This is a genomic window from Cyanobacterium sp. IPPAS B-1200, from assembly GCF_001747005.2.
Taxonomy (GTDB): Bacteria; Cyanobacteriota; Cyanobacteriia; order Cyanobacteriales; family Cyanobacteriaceae; genus Cyanobacterium.
Genome location: NZ_CP182899.1, coordinates 1,397,205 through 1,415,267 on the forward strand (window position 1 = coordinate 1,397,205; position 18,063 = coordinate 1,415,267).

At 37.8% G+C, this 18,063-nt stretch carries 16 protein-coding genes and 1 tRNA gene; 7 read left to right on the forward strand and 10 right to left on the reverse strand.

Going from position 1 to position 18,063, the window contains the following annotated elements:
• The first annotated feature begins 11 nt into the window (after positions 1–11).
• The gene (locus A5482_RS06450) at positions 12–1,532 is read left to right on the forward strand and encodes a class I SAM-dependent methyltransferase (protein ID WP_069791629.1); all 1,521 of its coding nucleotides are present in this window, start codon (positions 12–14) and stop codon (positions 1,530–1,532) included.
• Here A5482_RS06450 and A5482_RS06455 read toward each other — a convergent pair.
• Positions 1,529–2,134 (reverse strand): metal-binding protein, encoded by a 606-nt coding sequence (locus A5482_RS06455; RefSeq protein WP_069791630.1) that lies wholly within the window; start codon positions 2,132–2,134, stop codon positions 1,529–1,531. The two genes, A5482_RS06450 and A5482_RS06455, sit on opposite strands and share 4 nt — an antisense overlap.
• Before the next feature lie 50 nt (positions 2,135–2,184).
• Between A5482_RS06455 and A5482_RS06460 the strand changes: the two genes are divergently transcribed.
• Positions 2,185–2,256 (forward strand) — tRNA-Val (locus A5482_RS06460).
• Between the two features lie 44 nt (positions 2,257–2,300).
• On the opposite strand, the gene A5482_RS06465 is transcribed toward A5482_RS06460, so the two are convergent.
• The 9 genes from A5482_RS06465 to A5482_RS06505 form a co-directional block, all read right to left on the reverse strand.
• Positions 2,301–2,903, reverse strand: a complete 603-nt coding sequence (locus A5482_RS06465; RefSeq protein WP_069791631.1) for a YdcF family protein — start codon at positions 2,901–2,903, stop codon at positions 2,301–2,303.
• Between the two features lie 111 nt (positions 2,904–3,014).
• Positions 3,015–5,648, reverse strand: coding sequence for a TIGR03960 family B12-binding radical SAM protein (locus A5482_RS06470; protein ID WP_069791632.1), 2,634 nt, complete (start codon positions 5,646–5,648; stop codon positions 3,015–3,017).
• Between the two features lie 331 nt (positions 5,649–5,979).
• The gene (locus A5482_RS06475; protein WP_446684837.1) at positions 5,980–6,687 is read right to left on the reverse strand and encodes an IS630 family transposase; all 708 of its coding nucleotides are present in this window, start codon (positions 6,685–6,687) and stop codon (positions 5,980–5,982) included.
• Between the two features lie 53 nt (positions 6,688–6,740).
• A complete protein-coding gene (locus A5482_RS06480) occupies positions 6,741–7,208 on the reverse strand; it encodes a DUF3122 domain-containing protein (protein WP_201150104.1) in 468 nt (155 codons plus the stop codon).
• Positions 7,209–7,311: 103 nt separating this feature from the next.
• On the reverse strand, positions 7,312–7,716 hold the full coding sequence (locus A5482_RS06485; RefSeq protein WP_446683927.1) for a rhodanese-like domain-containing protein: 405 nt from the start codon (positions 7,714–7,716) through the stop codon (positions 7,312–7,314).
• Between the two features lie 295 nt (positions 7,717–8,011).
• Complete coding sequence (locus tag A5482_RS06490) at positions 8,012–8,761, reverse strand: pantothenate kinase (protein WP_071891760.1); 750 nt, start codon at positions 8,759–8,761, stop codon at positions 8,012–8,014.
• Positions 8,762–8,773: 12 nt separating this feature from the next.
• Positions 8,774–9,652 carry a 4-hydroxybenzoate solanesyltransferase gene (locus tag A5482_RS06495; protein WP_069791847.1) on the reverse strand — a complete coding sequence of 293 codons (879 nt, stop codon included), beginning with the start codon at positions 9,650–9,652 and terminating at the stop codon, positions 8,774–8,776.
• Between the two features lie 151 nt (positions 9,653–9,803).
• Positions 9,804–10,685, reverse strand: coding sequence for a gamma-carotene 1'-hydroxylase CruF (gene cruF / locus A5482_RS06500; protein WP_242412028.1), 882 nt, complete (start codon positions 10,683–10,685; stop codon positions 9,804–9,806).
• A gap of 207 nt (positions 10,686–10,892) precedes the next feature.
• Positions 10,893–11,909: a metal ABC transporter solute-binding protein, Zn/Mn family gene (locus tag A5482_RS06505; protein WP_069791848.1), complete on the reverse strand. Its 1,017-nt coding sequence runs from the start codon at positions 11,907–11,909 to the stop codon at positions 10,893–10,895.
• A gap of 73 nt (positions 11,910–11,982) precedes the next feature.
• On the opposite strand from A5482_RS06505, the gene A5482_RS06510 reads away from it, so the two are divergent.
• From A5482_RS06510 to A5482_RS06530, 5 genes are all read left to right on the forward strand, one after another.
• Entirely contained in the window at positions 11,983–12,705 is a 723-nt protein-coding gene (locus A5482_RS06510) for a metal ABC transporter ATP-binding protein (RefSeq protein WP_069791849.1), read from the forward strand.
• A gap of 245 nt (positions 12,706–12,950) precedes the next feature.
• Positions 12,951–13,811, forward strand: a complete 861-nt coding sequence (locus tag A5482_RS06515) for a metal ABC transporter permease (protein ID WP_069791850.1) — start codon at positions 12,951–12,953, stop codon at positions 13,809–13,811.
• Positions 13,812–14,053: 242 nt separating this feature from the next.
• Positions 14,054–15,757 (forward strand): VWA domain-containing protein, encoded by a 1,704-nt coding sequence (locus tag A5482_RS06520; protein ID WP_069791851.1) that lies wholly within the window; start codon positions 14,054–14,056, stop codon positions 15,755–15,757.
• Between the two features lie 23 nt (positions 15,758–15,780).
• Complete coding sequence (locus A5482_RS06525; RefSeq protein WP_069791852.1) at positions 15,781–16,497, forward strand: hypothetical protein; 717 nt, start codon at positions 15,781–15,783, stop codon at positions 16,495–16,497.
• Between the two features lie 229 nt (positions 16,498–16,726).
• Positions 16,727–17,812 (forward strand): substrate-binding domain-containing protein, encoded by a 1,086-nt coding sequence (locus A5482_RS06530; protein ID WP_069791853.1) that lies wholly within the window; start codon positions 16,727–16,729, stop codon positions 17,810–17,812.
• Positions 17,813–18,063 lie beyond the last annotated feature (251 nt).

Genomic DNA, 18,063 nt, shown 5'->3' on the forward strand with positions numbered 1-18,063 from the left:
AAAGAGTAACTATGGTTTGGAGTGAAGGTTATGTTTCCGAAATCAATTATACCAACGGCTTTTATGGAGAATTAAGCCCTCTAAAATTGTCCTTAGCAACGGCATTAAAATCCATTCATCCTCCCAACACCACAAAACCATTTACCTATTGTGAGTTGGCTTGTGGTAGAGGGTACACAACAAATCTTTTGGCTTCAACTTATCCTGAAGCCCAATTTTATGCTAACGACTTTAATCCGAATCACATCTTTGAAGCCCAAACCTTGGCAGAATCAGCAGGAACAAAAAATGTTCAGTTTTTTGATGATAGCTTTGCAGAATTTATCCATCAAGACTTGCCTTCTTTTGATTTTATAGTCTTACATGGAATTTATAGCTGGATTACCCCAGAAAATCGTCGTCTGATTGTTGATTTTATCCGTCAAAAATTGAAGGTAGGAGGCATCGTTTATATTTCTTATAATACTTTGCCCGGTTGGTCGGCGGCTATGCCCATGCAAGGGTTGATGTTGAAACATCGTCACCACTCATCAGCCCCTATCTTAGAAAGTATTGAGGGGGCATTGAGTTTTACGGAAAGGTTAATGAATGCTAATGCTGGTTATTTTGTCCAAAATCCTTCTCTTAAATCAAGATTTGATAATTTAAAGTCCCAAAATCGTAACTATTTAGTCCATGAATATTTTAATGAACAATGGAATAGTTTTTATTTTGATCAAGTAGCGCAAGAACTAGAAGACGCAAAGTTGAGTTATGTAGCTTCGGCACAGGTTATGGATAATATTGATGTGTTAAATTTTTCTGCTGAGGCGCAAAAGATTTTGGCGGAGATAAAAGATTCTAGCTATAAGGAAGTTGTTAAGGACTTTTGTTTGAATACTCAGTTTCGTCGGGATATTTTTGCTAAGGGTAAGTTAGCTATGATGGCGGGGGAGCAGGTGAATATTATGAGCAATTTTCGCTATGCTTTGATAGTGCCTATAGACAGTATTAAGTTAAAGCATAATTTTGCTGTGGGGGAGGTTTCGTTGCAGGAGGAAATTTATGTCCCCATTGTCAGTGCTTTGAGCCAGTCTCCTTTAACCATGGGGGAATTACAAACTGATGTCAATGTCAAAAAAATTGCGGTCAATAATATTTATCAGGCTTTGATTGTTTTGACGGGGTTGGGCTATATTCATCCTGCGGTAGATGATGAGACTTGTAAGAGGAGGAAGCAGTCAACGGATGCTTTTAATAAAATGCTTCAAAAGAGGGCTTTTATTACCGATGAGATGACTTCTTTGGCTTCTCCGTTGATTGGCTCAGGGGTTGGGGTAAATTCTTTGGAACAACTTTTGTTATACGCTAAGTCGAGGGATGAGAATCCTGTGAAGTTTTTGTGGGATATTTTTTCGAAACAGGGTAAAAGATTGGTTAAGGATAATAAGGTTTTGCAAACGCCACAGGAAAATATTACTTATATTGAAAGTGTGGCGAAGACTTTTTATGGAAGTCGTCTCGACACTCTCAAAAGATTAGGTATTGATTAATTTTTTCTACGGGGAGATTTATATTTTCTAGGGGGTTTCTTTTTGAGTTGGGGTTTTTTTTGAGCAGTTTTTTTTGCGCTGGAAGATTTTCTGTTACTCTTTTTAGTTCTCTTTTTTAACCATGAGCCAATGCCATCAGCCATATAATGGCTCATAGCCCCTAATTCTAAGCCGATAAACAGGGCGATGATTTCTTTTAGATATATTTCTCTTATTCGCTGTAGGTTACCTATGGTTTGTTGCCATTGCCATATCTGAGGGAAGGCGTAATGGGCGATCGCCCCTACTATAAAGCCAAGTAATAGTATAATCAAAGAAAAATATAGACTGCGAATTACCGTGCCAATCATAAACCCGTGGGAAAAAAAAGATCGATGGGGCAAATATTTTTGATAGGGTAGCCAGATAAACTTAAAATAACCCCATCTTTTGAACTGTACGGAATAAATATCCAAATCAGGACCAAACATCATTCCACTAAATAAAAATCCAGAAGCGACTACAAACCCCGTCAATAGGTCTTTTAAGATGATGATAGTACCGATAAAAATCCATGGTAAACAAAGCCATGTAATTCGATCATGATTTTTTCCTGAAGGCATGTTGCATTTTTAAAAAAGACTTGCTATAATTATAAAGGTGAACGCAACAAGGGCGATTAGCTCAGTGGTAGAGCGCCTGCCTTACAAGCAGGACGTCACTGGTTCAAATCCAGTATCGCCCATTATAATCAAAAAAGTCTCCTAATTATTAGGAGATTTTTTTGTGCTAAATCAAGTCTCTGATGGAAAATTGGGCTTGTTGGGTTAATCGAGGATTAAGACTTGCTCCCGTACGACCACTAAATACCCATAAAAAAGATCGAGCCACATCCCTAAGAACTCGAGAGGTTTCTTCCCTTGGTTGTCCAGAGGAAACAGAAACAGGAGTTACAATAATTCCTCGACTACCAAACACCACTGTGGCGATCGCACGAGAACGTCTCATGTGAAAATCTGAGGTAATGAGATAGACATGATGAATATTATTTTCCAGTAAAGCATTTACCGTGGTGGTAAAGTTCGTAACCGTATCCGTGGCACGGTTATCTAAATGGACACGCTGAGAATCTATATCCGCCTGAATCAAGACTTGTCTCTCCGAAGGTGAACCACCAGAAACCCAAATAGGTAAGTTAGGGTGTTTCTGTGCAAACTCCAAAGCAAAACGTTCTCTACCTGTACCACCACCTAATACTAATATAGCTTGGGGTTGGGGCGATCGCACTTTTGTTAATAGAATTTGGGTAGGCACATTTGCCACCACCAATAAAAAGATAGTGGTTAGGGTAATGAAACTTAAGCTGAATATTTTGGCAGTAAATTTTTTCATGGTTAACAAGATACCAAATGTGGCTCTAATCTATCATAACAATTCGAGATCAAGGGCTATCATTACAATGGGGGGCAAGGGGTTTGAACCCCTTGTTAAATGATGGGTTTTTTATTGAGTAATATGATCGGTTAAAAGGATGATTTCTCGATGGGCTTTAGTAATCGTTAATGCTTCTGAGCTAACCTGTTCTAACATATAACAAACATGGTCAGGAGTTAATAAAGAACCATCATTTTTGGCACTGCCTGTATATTTAATAGTAATAGTTTCCGACTCCTCAAAATCAACATTACTTAAAGATAAACTTAATAAATTAGCCTTTAAATTGACCATTTTTTTCTTACGTTTTTTAGAAGTTTTTTCCATAAGTATTTCAGAGGAATTATTAATCTCATTAATCCAATGTTGCCACTGATGAAGACTAATATTTTTATCAGCTGATAGGGTTACTAAATATTCCGCCATATCTAATATTTGGGTTGCCTTGGCAGATTTTATGGGTAATTCTTCTACTCTAATTAAAGGTAATTCGGCAGGGAGTTGAGCCTGTAATTTTTCCACAAACTCATCAATATCTATCCTCGTATGGTTTTCAAAATCAACAATTTCACCATTACTTGTCATGCCCAATGAAAGGGCGAGGGCGATGGAAATTTTAGGGCCAGGGTGAAAACCTCCTGTGTAGGAAATGGGAAGACTTGCCCTTCTCACGGCGCGATCAAACAGGCGTACTAAGTCCAAATGGCTTAATAATGCCATATCCCCTTGTTTACCAAACCAGACTCGAATCCGTTGGGCTTTTTCTTGATTAGGCTTGAAGTTGCCCACATAGTCGGGGATGGGGGGAGGGGTGACAACGATATTATGACCAAAATCGGGGCTACAAACACCGCAACTACTGCAACCATCAAAGGCACAGTCTGGCACGGTGGCTTCTGCCAAGGCTTTTTCTAGGTCTTCTTTGAGCCATGTTTTATCAATACCTGTATCTAAATGATCCCATGGCAAGGGTGCATAATAGTTGATGGTATCATGGTTTTCTTCTGGGCTTTGAGCATCAAAAATGTTCCATTCACCACTTTCGACTTTACGATATTTCCAGATTAACCCAGCTTCTTCGATGGCAGTTTCCCATGCCTGATAAGCCTTATCGATGCTTTCCCACCAAGAATCCATCCCGGCGCCTAATTCCCATGCCCGACGTACCACAGGGGCTAAAGTGCGATCGCCCCTACCCACAAAATCTTCAATGGCAGAGATACGCACATCGGTATAGTTTACCTTTACTCCCCTGACAGGATAAAAAGCATCCTTGAGTAAATCCCGTTTGCGCAAAAATTCTGAGGTAGAAACAGAGTGCCACTGGAAAGGGGTATGGGGTTTGGGGGTAAAGTTGGAGATGGTGATATTAAAATTAAGACGTTTATTGCTGAGGTGATGGCATTCTTGACGCAACCATTTAACGGTTTCCACAATACCCAACACATCCTCATCGGTTTCCCCTGGCAAACCAATCATAAAATAAAGTTTTACCTGATTCCAGCCTTCCCTCACGGCTGTTTGAATTCCCCGCAATAATTCCTCGTTGGTTAAACCCTTATTAATAATATCTCGCATTCGTTGGGTACCTGCTTCGGGGGCGAAGGTTAAACCCGTTTTGCGAGTACCACCAATAATATTAGCAATGTTTTCATCAAAACGATCCACCCTCTGACTAGGTAAAGAGAGGGAAATATTTTCATCCTTGAGACGGTTTTTGATTTCGATACCCACGGAAGGCAAAGAGAGATAATCGGAACAACTGAGAGATAATAAAGAAAACTCATTAAACCCCGTGGCCTTCATACCATCTACAATACTATCAACCACCGCTTCAGGTTCTACATCTCTAGCAGGGCGGGTTAACATCCCAGGCTGACAAAAGCGACATCCTCGGGTGCATCCCCTACGAATTTCCACAGTAAGACGATCATGGACAGTTTCCACATAGGGTACTAAACCGATAGAATAGGCTGGAATGGGGGTGGCTACCCTACGCAAAATTCTCTCAGGCACATCGTCACGGTTGGGCTTAACACTGCCATCGGGTTGCATATCATAAAATTGCGGTACATATACCCCCGGCACTTGGGCAAGATCTAGTAGTAATTCTGTTCTAGTTAAGCCGTCTTTTTTGCCTTCCTCCATAACTAAACCAATTTCGGGTAATAATTCTTCTCCGTCACCCAATGCCACAAAGTCAAAGAAATCGGCATAGGGTTCGGGATTTGAGGTGGCTGTTTGCCCCCCTGCAAAGATAAGAGGGTAATCAGTATCTTTTCTTTCTTCCCAAGTGAGGGGAATATCAGCTAAACTGAGCATCTCTAGGATATTTGTGGCGCCTAGTTCATAGCTTAAACTAAAGCCTAGTATGTCGTATTCTTTTACGTCTCTTTTGGTTTCTAGCCCAAAAAGGGGAGTATGGGTATCCCTCATTTTTTGGGATAAGTCGGGGGCAGGAAGGTAAGCGCGATCGCACATTTGCCGTGGTTGAGCATTAATAATATTGTAGAGAATGATATGCCCAAGGTTTGACGCTCCAACTTCGTAAATTTCGGGATATGTCAACACCCAGCGCACTGAGGCGCTTTCCCAATCTTTATGTTTTGAGCCTAATTCATTACCTAAATAACGGGCTGGTTTAAAGATGTCTGGGGTAATTAAATTTTCTGGTTTAATACTGGTACTAGGTGCGATTGGCATTACTATATAATATTGTGATTAAAACTATTTCCTCATTCAATTATAAACGTTATGTTGGTGATGATGATTTGAATTGGGGTCATCGCCATTAATCAAGTTTGTTAACTTTAAAAAGTATTTATTTCTGTATTTTTTGATAAAAGAAGTAGTTCTTAAATTATTGATATTTATAGCTAAATAGAGTTAGTTAAACAAGCAAAAACTTTATAGGCTATTAACAATTAGTTTGCTTATGCTCGGTAAATCAAAAATGTTTATTCACAAGGATTGGAGCATAAACAATCAATAATTATTACCTCCTGCTTAAGTAGGTAGGCGAAAGAAAACCAAGCTATGTAAAAGAATGTAAATGAGGACGAACATTGACAAAATCAACAGAATATTGTCCTTTTTCTCCTCTATGTTCTAACCCCCATATTACATGACAAGCTAATTCTTTTTCTGTCTCGAACATTTGACCAGCTAATTGGTCTCGCTTTAAATGCTGCCATTCCAACTCGATATTATTCATCTCGGAACAATAGGGTGGCAAGAAAAACAAAAATAGTCCTTTTTCCTCCCACTGTGAGTATTTTTCTTTGGCTATTTTACTTGTATGAATTGAGCCGTTATCAAGTACTATTACACGCATTCGCCCTGATTCTGAAGCTATTTTTGATTGTTCGTCCATTAAATTGATAAAGTCATCACTCTTAAAACTTCCTATCACCAGACTATAGAAGAATTGAACTAACGGTTGCCACAATCCTATGATGCTCAATCTTTTTCCTCTTCTTTTTGTTTGCTCTTGTCGTTTCTGCTCTCCCTGAAAATAATAACTATATCCTTGTTCGCTCCACTGACAAAATCCTGATTCATCTCCATATAAAAGGTCTATCTCTCCTGTCGCAGCACTTATGTTTAACATTTCTAAGTCTGCCTGTTTGTTTATTTGTTTAGATTTTGTGCTTGTTGTATTTCTTTGAGAGTTCTTTCTTCTTCTTTGAGCAGAAATACTCTTAATCTTGCTCCCATCTATTTTCCTCCCTTGTCTTCCTATTTATATTTCTTCATTTAACTCGATTTTTCATCGCCTACCTACTTATCACTTAATCAATTGGTTATGAGCTTTTTCCATTCCTTGATAACGGCAGAGGGAACAGATAAACTGATGGATTCTCCATTGGTAGTTGATAGAGTTAAATTAACGGGAATTTCTGCCTGTAGTTGTGATAAAACTGAATTAAAATCATATTCTCCAACACTTCCTAGGGGTGGTTTATCTTTAGAAATTGTGCTGGAAATGTCCTTGGCACTAAGAGTTTTTCCCAACGAAGTGGTCAAGATTAACGGTTGATTATGGTCTAAATCTACTTCACTAAACAAGCTGATAAGTCGTAAAGAAACAGTGGCACTACGTTCAGGATAGGTGCGTTTGAATGCAATGGTTTGCCAAGAATTTCCCATGTCATCTAATAAATTTTGCCTTGATTGATAAAGCATTTGACTGGGGGATTCTTCTATTTGTCTGATGGTAGCAAAAGCTGGTGAAGCGCTTCCCAAAATTAGTGAAACACACATAATACAAACCATTAATAGAGATTTTATCCACTTGATTTGAGATTTATTCAAGGAAATTGAGTTCATAAAAAAATCCTCATAAATTTATCAATTTTGTTTTTTTCTATTTTAAGGCGATCGCCTCTTGGGCATTTTTCCAAGCTCTGAAGCTAGGGGGAAAACCTTTCACATTTTCATAGTTGAGCAGATGCAAAGTCATCACTCCCATAGAAGAACGATAACCCGTTGAACAATATAATACTACGGGGCGATCGCAAGGAATTTTATCTAAATTTTGAGATAATCTACGCAAAGGAATATTGATGGCGTTAGGAATATGACCAGATTTATATTCAGATGGCTCTCTAACGTCAACTAATAATGCTTGACTATTTACCATCAAATCTTTTAATTCTTGGACACTGGAGACTTTATAGTAATCTGATGGTATGAATTTAAGATACTGTTCTACGGCTGTTTCTAATGTGGGATAATCTTCGACACTAGACACGACGGAAGATTCAATCATTGAATTTGATGGGATAAAATTTTCTGATGCCATTAAGTCTGATTCAATGGTGAAAAAAAGACAGAATGACAAAATTACCTCGAATAGCAAAATTTTGATTGATTGTTTTAATTTCATAACTGCAGTTTAGGTTAAATAAAAAAATTGGCAAAAATTATTTAAATAACCGCAAATATATTCTTGGTTATATGAATGAATATAACAAACTTATTAAATTTTATGGTGAGGCTTTTACTAATTTTTTTGTAAGTTACTTTTTTTATCATTAATAAAAAATACTATGACCTAATTATAATTAAATAGTTAATTTATACTCTTTCATACCATAAAAAATTAGATCAGAATCAAAGATAATTTTATATGCTAAAGATGGATAAATTTTAGCAAAATATTGTTTTAATAAGATGGTATCTCCCCCCGTTAAAATGATGGAAGAGGAGGGATATTTATCTAACCAGTCATCGATAAATCCTTTGATACCGCCGAGAATGCTGTAAATAACTCCGCTTTGGATGGCATTGGGGGTATTTTTTGCCCAACGAGGGATAAATTCTTCTAATATTTCCACTTCTGGCAGGGCAGCGGTATTAAAAAAAAGGGTTTCCATTTGTAGCTTTACCCCTGGCAAGATTGCACCGCCGATTAATTCCATATGCTCATTTGCCCCTGTAAAGGTAAGGGCTGTGCCGCTGTCGATAACAAGAGAAGGAAATCCATATTTGCAACCGCCCCCCCAAAGGGCTAAAGTGCGATCGCACCCCATGGTTTTATAGATACCTTGAATGGGAATTGATCGAACATCGATGATGATAGTTTGGGGCAATTGGAGATATAAACGAGTAGCAGAAGGCACCACAGAAGCCACATAAAGGGGAATTGCTCTTTTTAAATAGTCATTAATTTCTGGAGGGAGTATATCTTCTAATTCTCGTAAAGAATCCCCCTTAATGGTATTCCAAGTTTGTTGTAATTGATTATCGGCAAAATAAGCCCAGTGTAAACGGGAATTGCCAATCATTAAACCTAACCAATTTTCCTGACTCAATGCCTTTTTTCCCTAACGAATGCCTACAATAATACCCAATAATAAAATAAAGCCGATGGTCACATTTTGCCCAAAAATACCACCATAGTTAATGGTATCGGGGTTAGGTTTTCTTAACTCTATATACTGTCCAACCCAAAGAATAACGGCGATCGCCCATGACACCCCAAAAATAAAGGAAAAACCATTTATAGTACCAAGATAAGCAAATAAACCAGCCGTCAGAGCAAAAAACAAACCCACTGCATCCGCCACAAAATCCCCAAAAAAGATGGCACTAGAATTAATCCCTACCTGTAAATCATCCTTTTTATCGGACATGGCATAAACCGTATCGAAGCCCAAAGTCCATAACACCGTTGCCCCCCACAAAATCCAAGCATTATCGCTCAAATCCCCTGTTACCGCACTCCAACTAATTAACACAGCAAAACCCCAAGCAATGGATAACACCAACTGAGGCACAGGAAAAACCCTTTTCGCCAAAGGATAACAAATAATCACAGGCACAGAAGCCACACACAACCAAAAACTGAGAGGATTAAGGAAAAAAGCCAATCCTGCCGCACAACCAAGGGAAATAATAAAAACAGCAATACCTACCCTTACAGATAACGCCCTAGAAGCGAGGGGGCGTTTTTTAGTTCTTTCTACCTTATCATCAATATTACGATCCCATAAATCATTGACAACACACCCCGCGGCGCTGGTGGCAAGACTACCTAAAATCACGATAAATACTAAACTAACGGGCGGTTTTCCTTCCCCTGCCAAAAATATTGCCCAAAGGGCTGGAATCATTAAAATCAGTCGCCCCGTTGGTTTATCCCACCGTAATAATTTAATTATGCTTTGTAAGGTATTAGGGTTATTAACTTCTGCAGAAGTCATGATAGTTTATTTATATGGTTGCCTTTAGCTTATTTTATCCTAACTTTAATACTGCAATAAACACAAAAAATCCCTCTTTCCCTCCTTATAAAGGAGAGATGCCAAAGGCAGAGGGGTTTAGTGGCAAAATTTTATATTTCTTGCCTTGATTTTATTGGGATAAAAATGGTAAAGGAATGGAGTTACCAGAATCTGATTTATTGGCAAGATTGACAAAAATTACTAGGGGTAATATTCCTGTGAAAATTCCTAATAGTACGGGGATATAAAAGTTTGCTCCGATGCTCATTACCATGGCAAAGGTAAAGTTACCAATATAAACTCCGATGGGAATGGTTAGGGGAATTTGGTTAAAGTCCATGGGTTTTAGGCGCCAAATTAGGGTAGACACACTCATAAAGACTACTCCTGTACCAAACCAACCAACAAAGTTTTGGTAAGGCATTCCGAAAAAGGCTCCTGGTTGATCCCATAGCCAGAATGGTACAGAGGTTTGACTCATGGCTGGATCTAGTACAAAATCCCATGAGGTAAGCAATAACGAGCCAAAAATGATCGCCCCTAAATCTTTTACAAACACGGGTAGTGATAATTTTTCTAAACCTACCCTAGTGATGAGATAACCACAAAAACCAAGATAAAACCAAGAAAGGGGAATGGTGAAGGGTACTAATCCAGAAATTTTGTATCCCAACCCAGAAAGGTAATGATAATCACCGAAGGGAAAACCTGTGCTAGTTCCTAACAATTCGCTTGTCAATGAAATGCCCAAAGCGGGAATCATGAACCCTAACCAGTGCCATAACCCTAGTTTACGATAAGCGAAAATGGCGATCGTAGCCCATCCTAAAATCATATATACCACACCCCCTCCAATCATTGACCAACTAAAGGCAGATTGTCCGATAGGGGGTAAACTGGCAACAAATTCAGGATGGGGCAACACTAACAATAATCCTGCCAAACCAAAAAACATCGCTAATATATGCCCGATGAAAAAATAACCTTCTTTTTCTCTAATTATTTGTCTAATCAATTTTCTTTACCCTCTTTATTTTCTGTAATTTGATGACATTCTTACTTTCCCTTACAGGGCAAATTTATATCTATGATCCCTATTTTATTAAATTTTTCCAAAAATATTAAGAAAAGTTAAGAGAATAATTGAGAATTGAAAATTGATAATAGAGAATAAAAGTTTAATTCACCTTATTTGTGGTTATTTCACGCGCTCGAACGACTATCCCTGAAAGGGAGAAAAAGAACCCTCCAACCCTTCCACAACAGTCTGAGTATTGAGCATTAATTTTTGTTGATAAGTTTCTGCTCCCGAACCAGATTCCCCTAAACCATCAGCAAACAAGGGATTATCCGCTACCTGCACCCCTGCCTCGTTAGCAACCGTATTGATTAAAGTTGGATTAACAGAGCTTTCCACAAAAATCGTCGGCACGTTGGTGTTTTGAATTTTTCTCACCAATTCCCCCACCCTTCCTGCCGTAGGGGCTTCCTCTGTGCTAACCCCTTGTAAAGCAGTATTAGACTGTAAACCATAGGCATTAACAAAATAACCAAGGGCATCATGGTTACTAACCAAAATTCTTTGATCTGTGGGTATAGTTTCTATCTGGGCTTTAATCCATCCATCCATGGCTTCTAAGTCATTGTTGATCATACTGGCTTGATTTTGGTATAGTTGAGCCTGACTAGGTTGCAATAGGGCTAACTGTTCCGAAATTACGTTAACTATGGACATACCATTACTAGCATCATGCCACACATGGGGATCTGGAAATTCATCACCATCACCATGGCTATGTCCGTGATCATGTCCATCGTCCTCCGTCATCATGAGAGGATTTGCCACCGCCTTTTCATATACGGCAATTTTAGGAGCATTATTATCAGTGGCATCCACCAAATTAATTAAATTTGGCTCAAAACCATAACCCCCATACAAAATCACATCTGCTTGATCGATCGCCCTTCGATCATCGGGAGTCGCTTGATATACATGGGGATCAATTCCTGCACTTACTAAACAATTTAAGTCAATGGTTTCCTGGGCAATTTGGCGGGTTAAATCACAAATAACATCCGTAGTTGCCACCACAAGAGGCAAATCTACTACTTCTGTTTCCGTTTCCAAATCTTCCGTTACTTGATTATTGGTAGTGGTAGGAGAATCACATCCTAGTAAACCGAATAAGACTAAAGAAGGCAAAACAAACTTACTGTAGCGGTGAAAACTTAACATTGTTACTTTAATCTTTTATTATAGTGATGGTGCAAACTATCATGAGAATGATAATCATTTATTCATAAAATCTATGTTAGAGGTTGATCAAGTTGCTGTCAACTATCGAGGCATCATCGCTGTAGAAAATATTAGTTTTTGTCTAACGTCAGGGCAGATAGTCGGAATTATTGGCCCCAATGGAGCAGGTAAAAGTTCTTTGATCAAGTCAATTTTGGGCTTAATCCCCTTGGCACAAGGAAAAATAACTTTTCGTTCCCAAGCCTTGTCAAAACAGTTGGATCAAGTAGCATACATCCCTCAGAGGGCGCAAATTGATTGGGATTACCCCATTACTGTAGAAAAAGTTGTGATGATGGCAAGGATTCGTCATCGTCCTTTATTTCGTCCTCCTTCTCGACAATCCAAGGAAATAGTTAAAACAGCCCTAGAAAGGGTGGGAATGTGGGATTTACGGCAACGTCCCATCGGGCAGTTGTCTGGGGGGCAACAACAGAGGGTATTTTTAGCCCAAGCCTTGGCTCAGGAAGCGGAGTTATTTTTATTTGATGAGCCTTTTTCGGGGGTGGATAAAAAAACAGAGGGGATGATTTTTAATGTGTTGGATGAGTTGAAAAATCAGGGCAAAATTTTGTTGGTGGTAGGTCATGAATTGAAGGAAACTTCGAGGGAATATGATCGGTTTTTATTAATAAATAAAAAGTTAATTGCTAATGGTTCTCGCTCAGAGGTTATTACTCCAGAAAATTTACAAAAAGCCTATGGAGATAATGTAATTTTATTGACGAATAATTAAAAATGAGGAATAAAATAACCCCTAGCCCCCTTGATAAGAGGGGAAATCAGTTTCAATATATTACAAATAATTTAGACCTACTAAGTAAGTAGGCATAATTAAATCGATTTAGGCAAGGGGTTTAAAACCCTTGTTCATAAGAGTCTTAATAAAATAAGAGCTATAATTAATTTCGCCAACCTACTTATAGTTTTTATTTTCATGTAAATTTATTGAATAAATTAAGTTGTTTTTTTGAGGATAAGATGTTGGATTTTTTGCTTGAACCTTTATCATTTGGTTTTATTCGTAATTCCATGATAATGATTATTTTGTTAGGAGTTTTATGTTCCGTTACAGGTAGTTTTTTGATTGTGCAAAGGATGGGTTTTTTAGGGGAAGTCATTGCCCATGCTGTGTTACCCGGATTGGCGATCGCCTTTTACATTGGCATAGACATCTTTTTAGGGGCATTCATATCAGGGATGCTGAGTAGTTTAATAATTGCCTGGATTCAATCCCAATCAAGGGTAAAAGTGGATGTAGCAATGTCCTTAGTATTTTCTGGTTTTTTTGCTTTGGGTATCCTGTTAATTACCCTTTTACAAAGTAGAATTGACTTACACAGTTTTCTTTTTGGAGACATTTTAGGAGTCACAGGAAATGACTTATGGAGAACATTTTTTATAACCATTTCCGTGCTAATTTTTGTTAAATTATTTTATCCCCATTTACTTTTTTATACCTTCAATCCCCTTGGCGCTCAGGCGATCGGTTTACCAGTACAATTAATTAATCTGGGCTTAGTTTCCGCCATTACGCTAACCATCATCGCTAGTATGCAAGCCGTAGGAGTGGTATTAGTCGTATCTTTGCTTGTTGGCCCTAGTATTACCGCCTATTTATTAGTAAAAGAATTGCATCACATGATGATGTTAGGGGGAATTTTAGGAGGCATTAGTGGCGTTGTCGGCATCTATATCAGTTATTATTTCAATGCCCCTTCTGGTGCTGCCATTGTATTGGTAGTAACAGTGATGTTTTTGTTAGCCTTTTTATTTAGCCCCAAAGAAGGAATTTTAACCCGTCCTCAATTTTTTACCAAACAAAATAAGTTAATTAAGTAAGTGGACATAATCAAATCAATTTAGGCAAGGGGTTTAAACCCCTTGTTCATAAGAGTCTTAATAAAATAAGAGCTATAATTAATTTCGCCAACCTACTTAGCCATCTAGTAAAGATTAAAAAATGATTTATGCTTATTTACTGATGATAAAAACTATTTTTTATTAAGATAAATATTATTATGATAATTTTTTACATTTCCTGATTAAAATAAAAGTACCAGCGCCCTTAACCCTAGTTTTTTATGCTTAGGAAAAAAAGAATTATCAGTTTTCTTTGTATTTCATCCCTCATAGGTCTTATCAGTTGTGAGTCTATGCCCGATGAAGTCAACAACAATCAGGGTATTCCCATCAGATTTTTAGCAGGAAGCGACTTAAAACAATTTTGCGAAGCATCCGCCGAAAAACTTAACGCCACCAAACCCCAGTTGAGTAGCGGAGAAAGATATTATCTAGTGTGCGACATCAAAGGAAGCGGAGATGTATTTCAAGAAGTAGCATCACTTTCTCAACAACTAGCCAACGGCTCTATTTCCAGTGATGATGAGAGATTTCCTAGCCTTATCTCCTTCGACGGTCCCATTTATCAAAATCAACTAATTTACGAAATCGATAAAATATTTCCAGGACAAAACTACATTCCCCCCATTACCGATTCTCCCCTGTTGGTGTATAGCCCCATGGTGTTTATGACCACAACCGAATTAGCACCCGCTTTGGCTAAAGCCCCAAATTTATATACCGTATTACAACAATATGACAATTATCAGCAACTAGACTCGAGCGCCCTTCCCCTACCCATACACTTTGTACAAACAGCACCCACCCGCTCTAATTCAGGACTGCAAACCCTTGTGGCACAATTTGCTTCCGTTGCCAACAAACTCCCCGAAGATTTAACCATCGCCGACATAGAAGCCCATCAAGAGGAAGTGAGGGAGATTCAGCAAAAAGTCACCCGTTACGGAATTTCCACTGGCACCCTCGCCCAATCCATGGTAGAAAATGGGGTATTTTGGGCTTCCGTTGGTTCGGTGTACGAGTCTTTGGTTATTTCCGCCAACAGTCAAGGGGATAACAGCCAAAAATATCAAGCGGTATATCCCCAATCCACCTTCAGTTCTGATATTCGCTCTATTTTACCCAACGCCCCTTGGATTACGCCCCAAGAAAAAGAAGCTAGTGAAGCCATCATCGAATTTATGCGTCAACCAGACATTCAGGCGATCGCCGTTAGCCTAGGATTACGCCCTGGGGTGCCTGGAGTACCATTGGGAAACAAATTTAGTGCCGAATTTGGGGTAAATCCAAACCCCACCTACGAATCCTATCGTCCTCCTCAGCCCGAAGTGGTAGAAGTGATGTTAGAAAGTTGGCAAAACTATGCCAAAAAACCCTCCCTCGTGGCGGTGGTGGTAGATATTTCTGGCTCCATGCAAGGAACTAAATTTAGTTCTGTTCAAAATACCTTACTTAGTTATATCAACAAGCTGGGTAGCAAAGAAGAAATCGTGGTCATCCCCTTTAATAATGAAATAGGGCAACCCTTACGAGTTAGTAGCTCACCAGAAGATAAAGACAGAGCCATTCGTTATATTTCTTCCTTACAAGCAGGGGGAGGCACAAGGCTCTATGACAGCGCCCTTTTTGCCCGTAATTGGTTAAGGGAAAATCTTAAAGATGAAGCCATTAATGCAGTATTAATTTTGACCGATGGGGAAGATTCAGGCTCACAGGTGAACCTATCACAATTAGAGCAAGAATTACAAACCAGTGGGTTTAATAGTGATGAAAGGATTGCTTTTTTTACCATTGGTTATGGTAATGAAGGAGATTTTAACCCCGATATTTTACAAGAAATTGCTCAGATAAATGGGGGTTATTATCGCAAAGGAGATCCCGAAACCATTGCCCAAGTTATGGAAAATTTACAAGTAGAATTTTAATACTTTTATCTATCTAAAAATCCATGAAAATAGTTAATCCTCTTAATTATCCTTTAGCGGTTTTATTTGCTTGTATTTGTTTAGTTTTTGGGGCAAGGGCGATTAAACTTTCTCCTTGGTTAATGTTGCCCATTACAGGGGCTATTTCTTTTGTCGGGGCTGGTTATCTAGCAAAAAAAGAACCTCCCAAAGTTAACTTAAATAACCCTATTTTAGAACAAGAATTAAACAATGCCAAAATCCAAGCAAAATTATTAATTAGTAAAGCAGAACATTTAAGAATTGAAGCCCAAAAACTATTACAAAATGCTTCCCAAATGGAATTATTAACCGCCGTAGAATACACCTGCCAGCGCACCTTAGAACTACCAGAAAAAATAAATCATTTAACCCAAAAATTAGCGGGGGGAGATTCCTTGTTATCTAGGGAAGAATTAAACAAACAATTACAACAAGTAAAAAGCCAACAAAAAAATAGTAAAGGAAGGGCTTTAATACAATTACAACAATTAGAAAATACCCTAAAAAATAATTTACAGTTGGTAGAAGAAGGACAAGACGCAAGGGAAGCTCAAGTTTTTTCTATCGTCACTATTATTACTGAATTTGCAGGGGTTTTACAGCAATTACAAAATAAATTAAGGTCTGCTAATTTAGATAATTCGGAAGAAATACAAGAATTAAAAGATTTAAATAATGAATTAAATAATTTTCAAGAAAGTATGGATGTATTGGTATAAGTAAGTAGACATAATTAAATCGATTTAGGCAAGGGGTTTAAACCCCTTGTTCATAAGAGTCTTAATAAAATAAGAGCTATAATTAATTTCCCCAACCTACTTAAATTTTTTTGATTAAATTTTGAGTCATGAAAATACGATCGCCCTTAGCTCCCTTTAATAAGGGAGAACTCAATTTAAAAATCTGACAAATAATTCAGGACTGCTATATATAATTAAGTAAAAAGTTATGAATAAAAAGATTATTTCCAGCGCCCTTATAACCATATCTACTATTATCGCCTATGCACCATTACCCAATCAAAATAGAACCTTAAATGTGGTCATTGGTTCAGAATTACAAGAACCGTTAGCAGAAATAGAACAAACTTTTGAGCAAAATTATCCTAATATTCAAATAAACTTAAAAATACAAGGATCTCAAGATATTGTTAATAATATTGTTAATCAAAAAAATGATTTTCAACCAGCTATTGTTATCCCCGCCAGTGATGAATTAATTAGTGAATTAGAGACTCGATTAAGGGCGATCGGGCAAGAAAAACCATTTTATAATAATCCTCAACCCATTGCTAAAACTCTCCTAGTGGCGATCGCATGGCAAGAAAGAGGAAACATTTTATTTCCTAATAATCAATTTAATTGGGAGCAATTAGAACAAGCATTAATAAGCAAAAATTGGCAAGATATAGGAGGTAATAATAACTGGGGAAGCTTTGATCTTCTTATGACAGATCCAACCCGTTCTAATAGTGGACAATTAACCCTTAATTTGTGGGCAGAAAATAAACTAAATCAAAATAACCTAGCTATTAATAATCTTGCTAATACCGAAGTAGAACAACTTTTTTCTCTACTCAAAAACTCCGTATATCAACCACCAAGATCCACTGACATTTTACTACAAGAATTTATTGTACGAGGAGAAAATGATGCTGATGTCGGTTTAGTTTATGAAAGCATTGCCTTATATCGCTGGTCACAAACAAATCAAAATAAAGTGTATCAAATTTATTATCCAAATCCAACCACCGAGACTTTTTCCACCGCCGTAATTATGAATAATAATTTAAGCAAATCTGAACAACAATCAGCAGAAAAATTTATCGATTATTTATTAGCAGAAAATCAACAAATTACCCTAGCGAAATATGGCTTTAGACCCATAAATAATAACATTAATTTAACAATCATTAATGACACCCCTTGGAGTAACAATATTCTAGGGATGGAAATAAATCCTCCCGTAGAAATTAAACCTTCCCCTTCCCCTGAAATTATTAATGAAATTCAAAAAGTATGGCTAAGAAACTAAAACAAACTCATTATTAACTGACGTTACGCACTCATTTATAAGTTAAGTTTTATCTGTAAATTTTAACAAGGGGCGCGAGGCCCCTTGCCCAACTCCTAGCCCCTTACCCAGCAGGTGTACAAACACAATATGAACATCCAACGTTTTTACCATCTTAAACTAATTATATTTTTGCGTAACATCAGTTATTAATATAGCTGTTTGAATCACCACAAAAATCCTTAAGTACGCTACCGTACAGACAAGAAAAT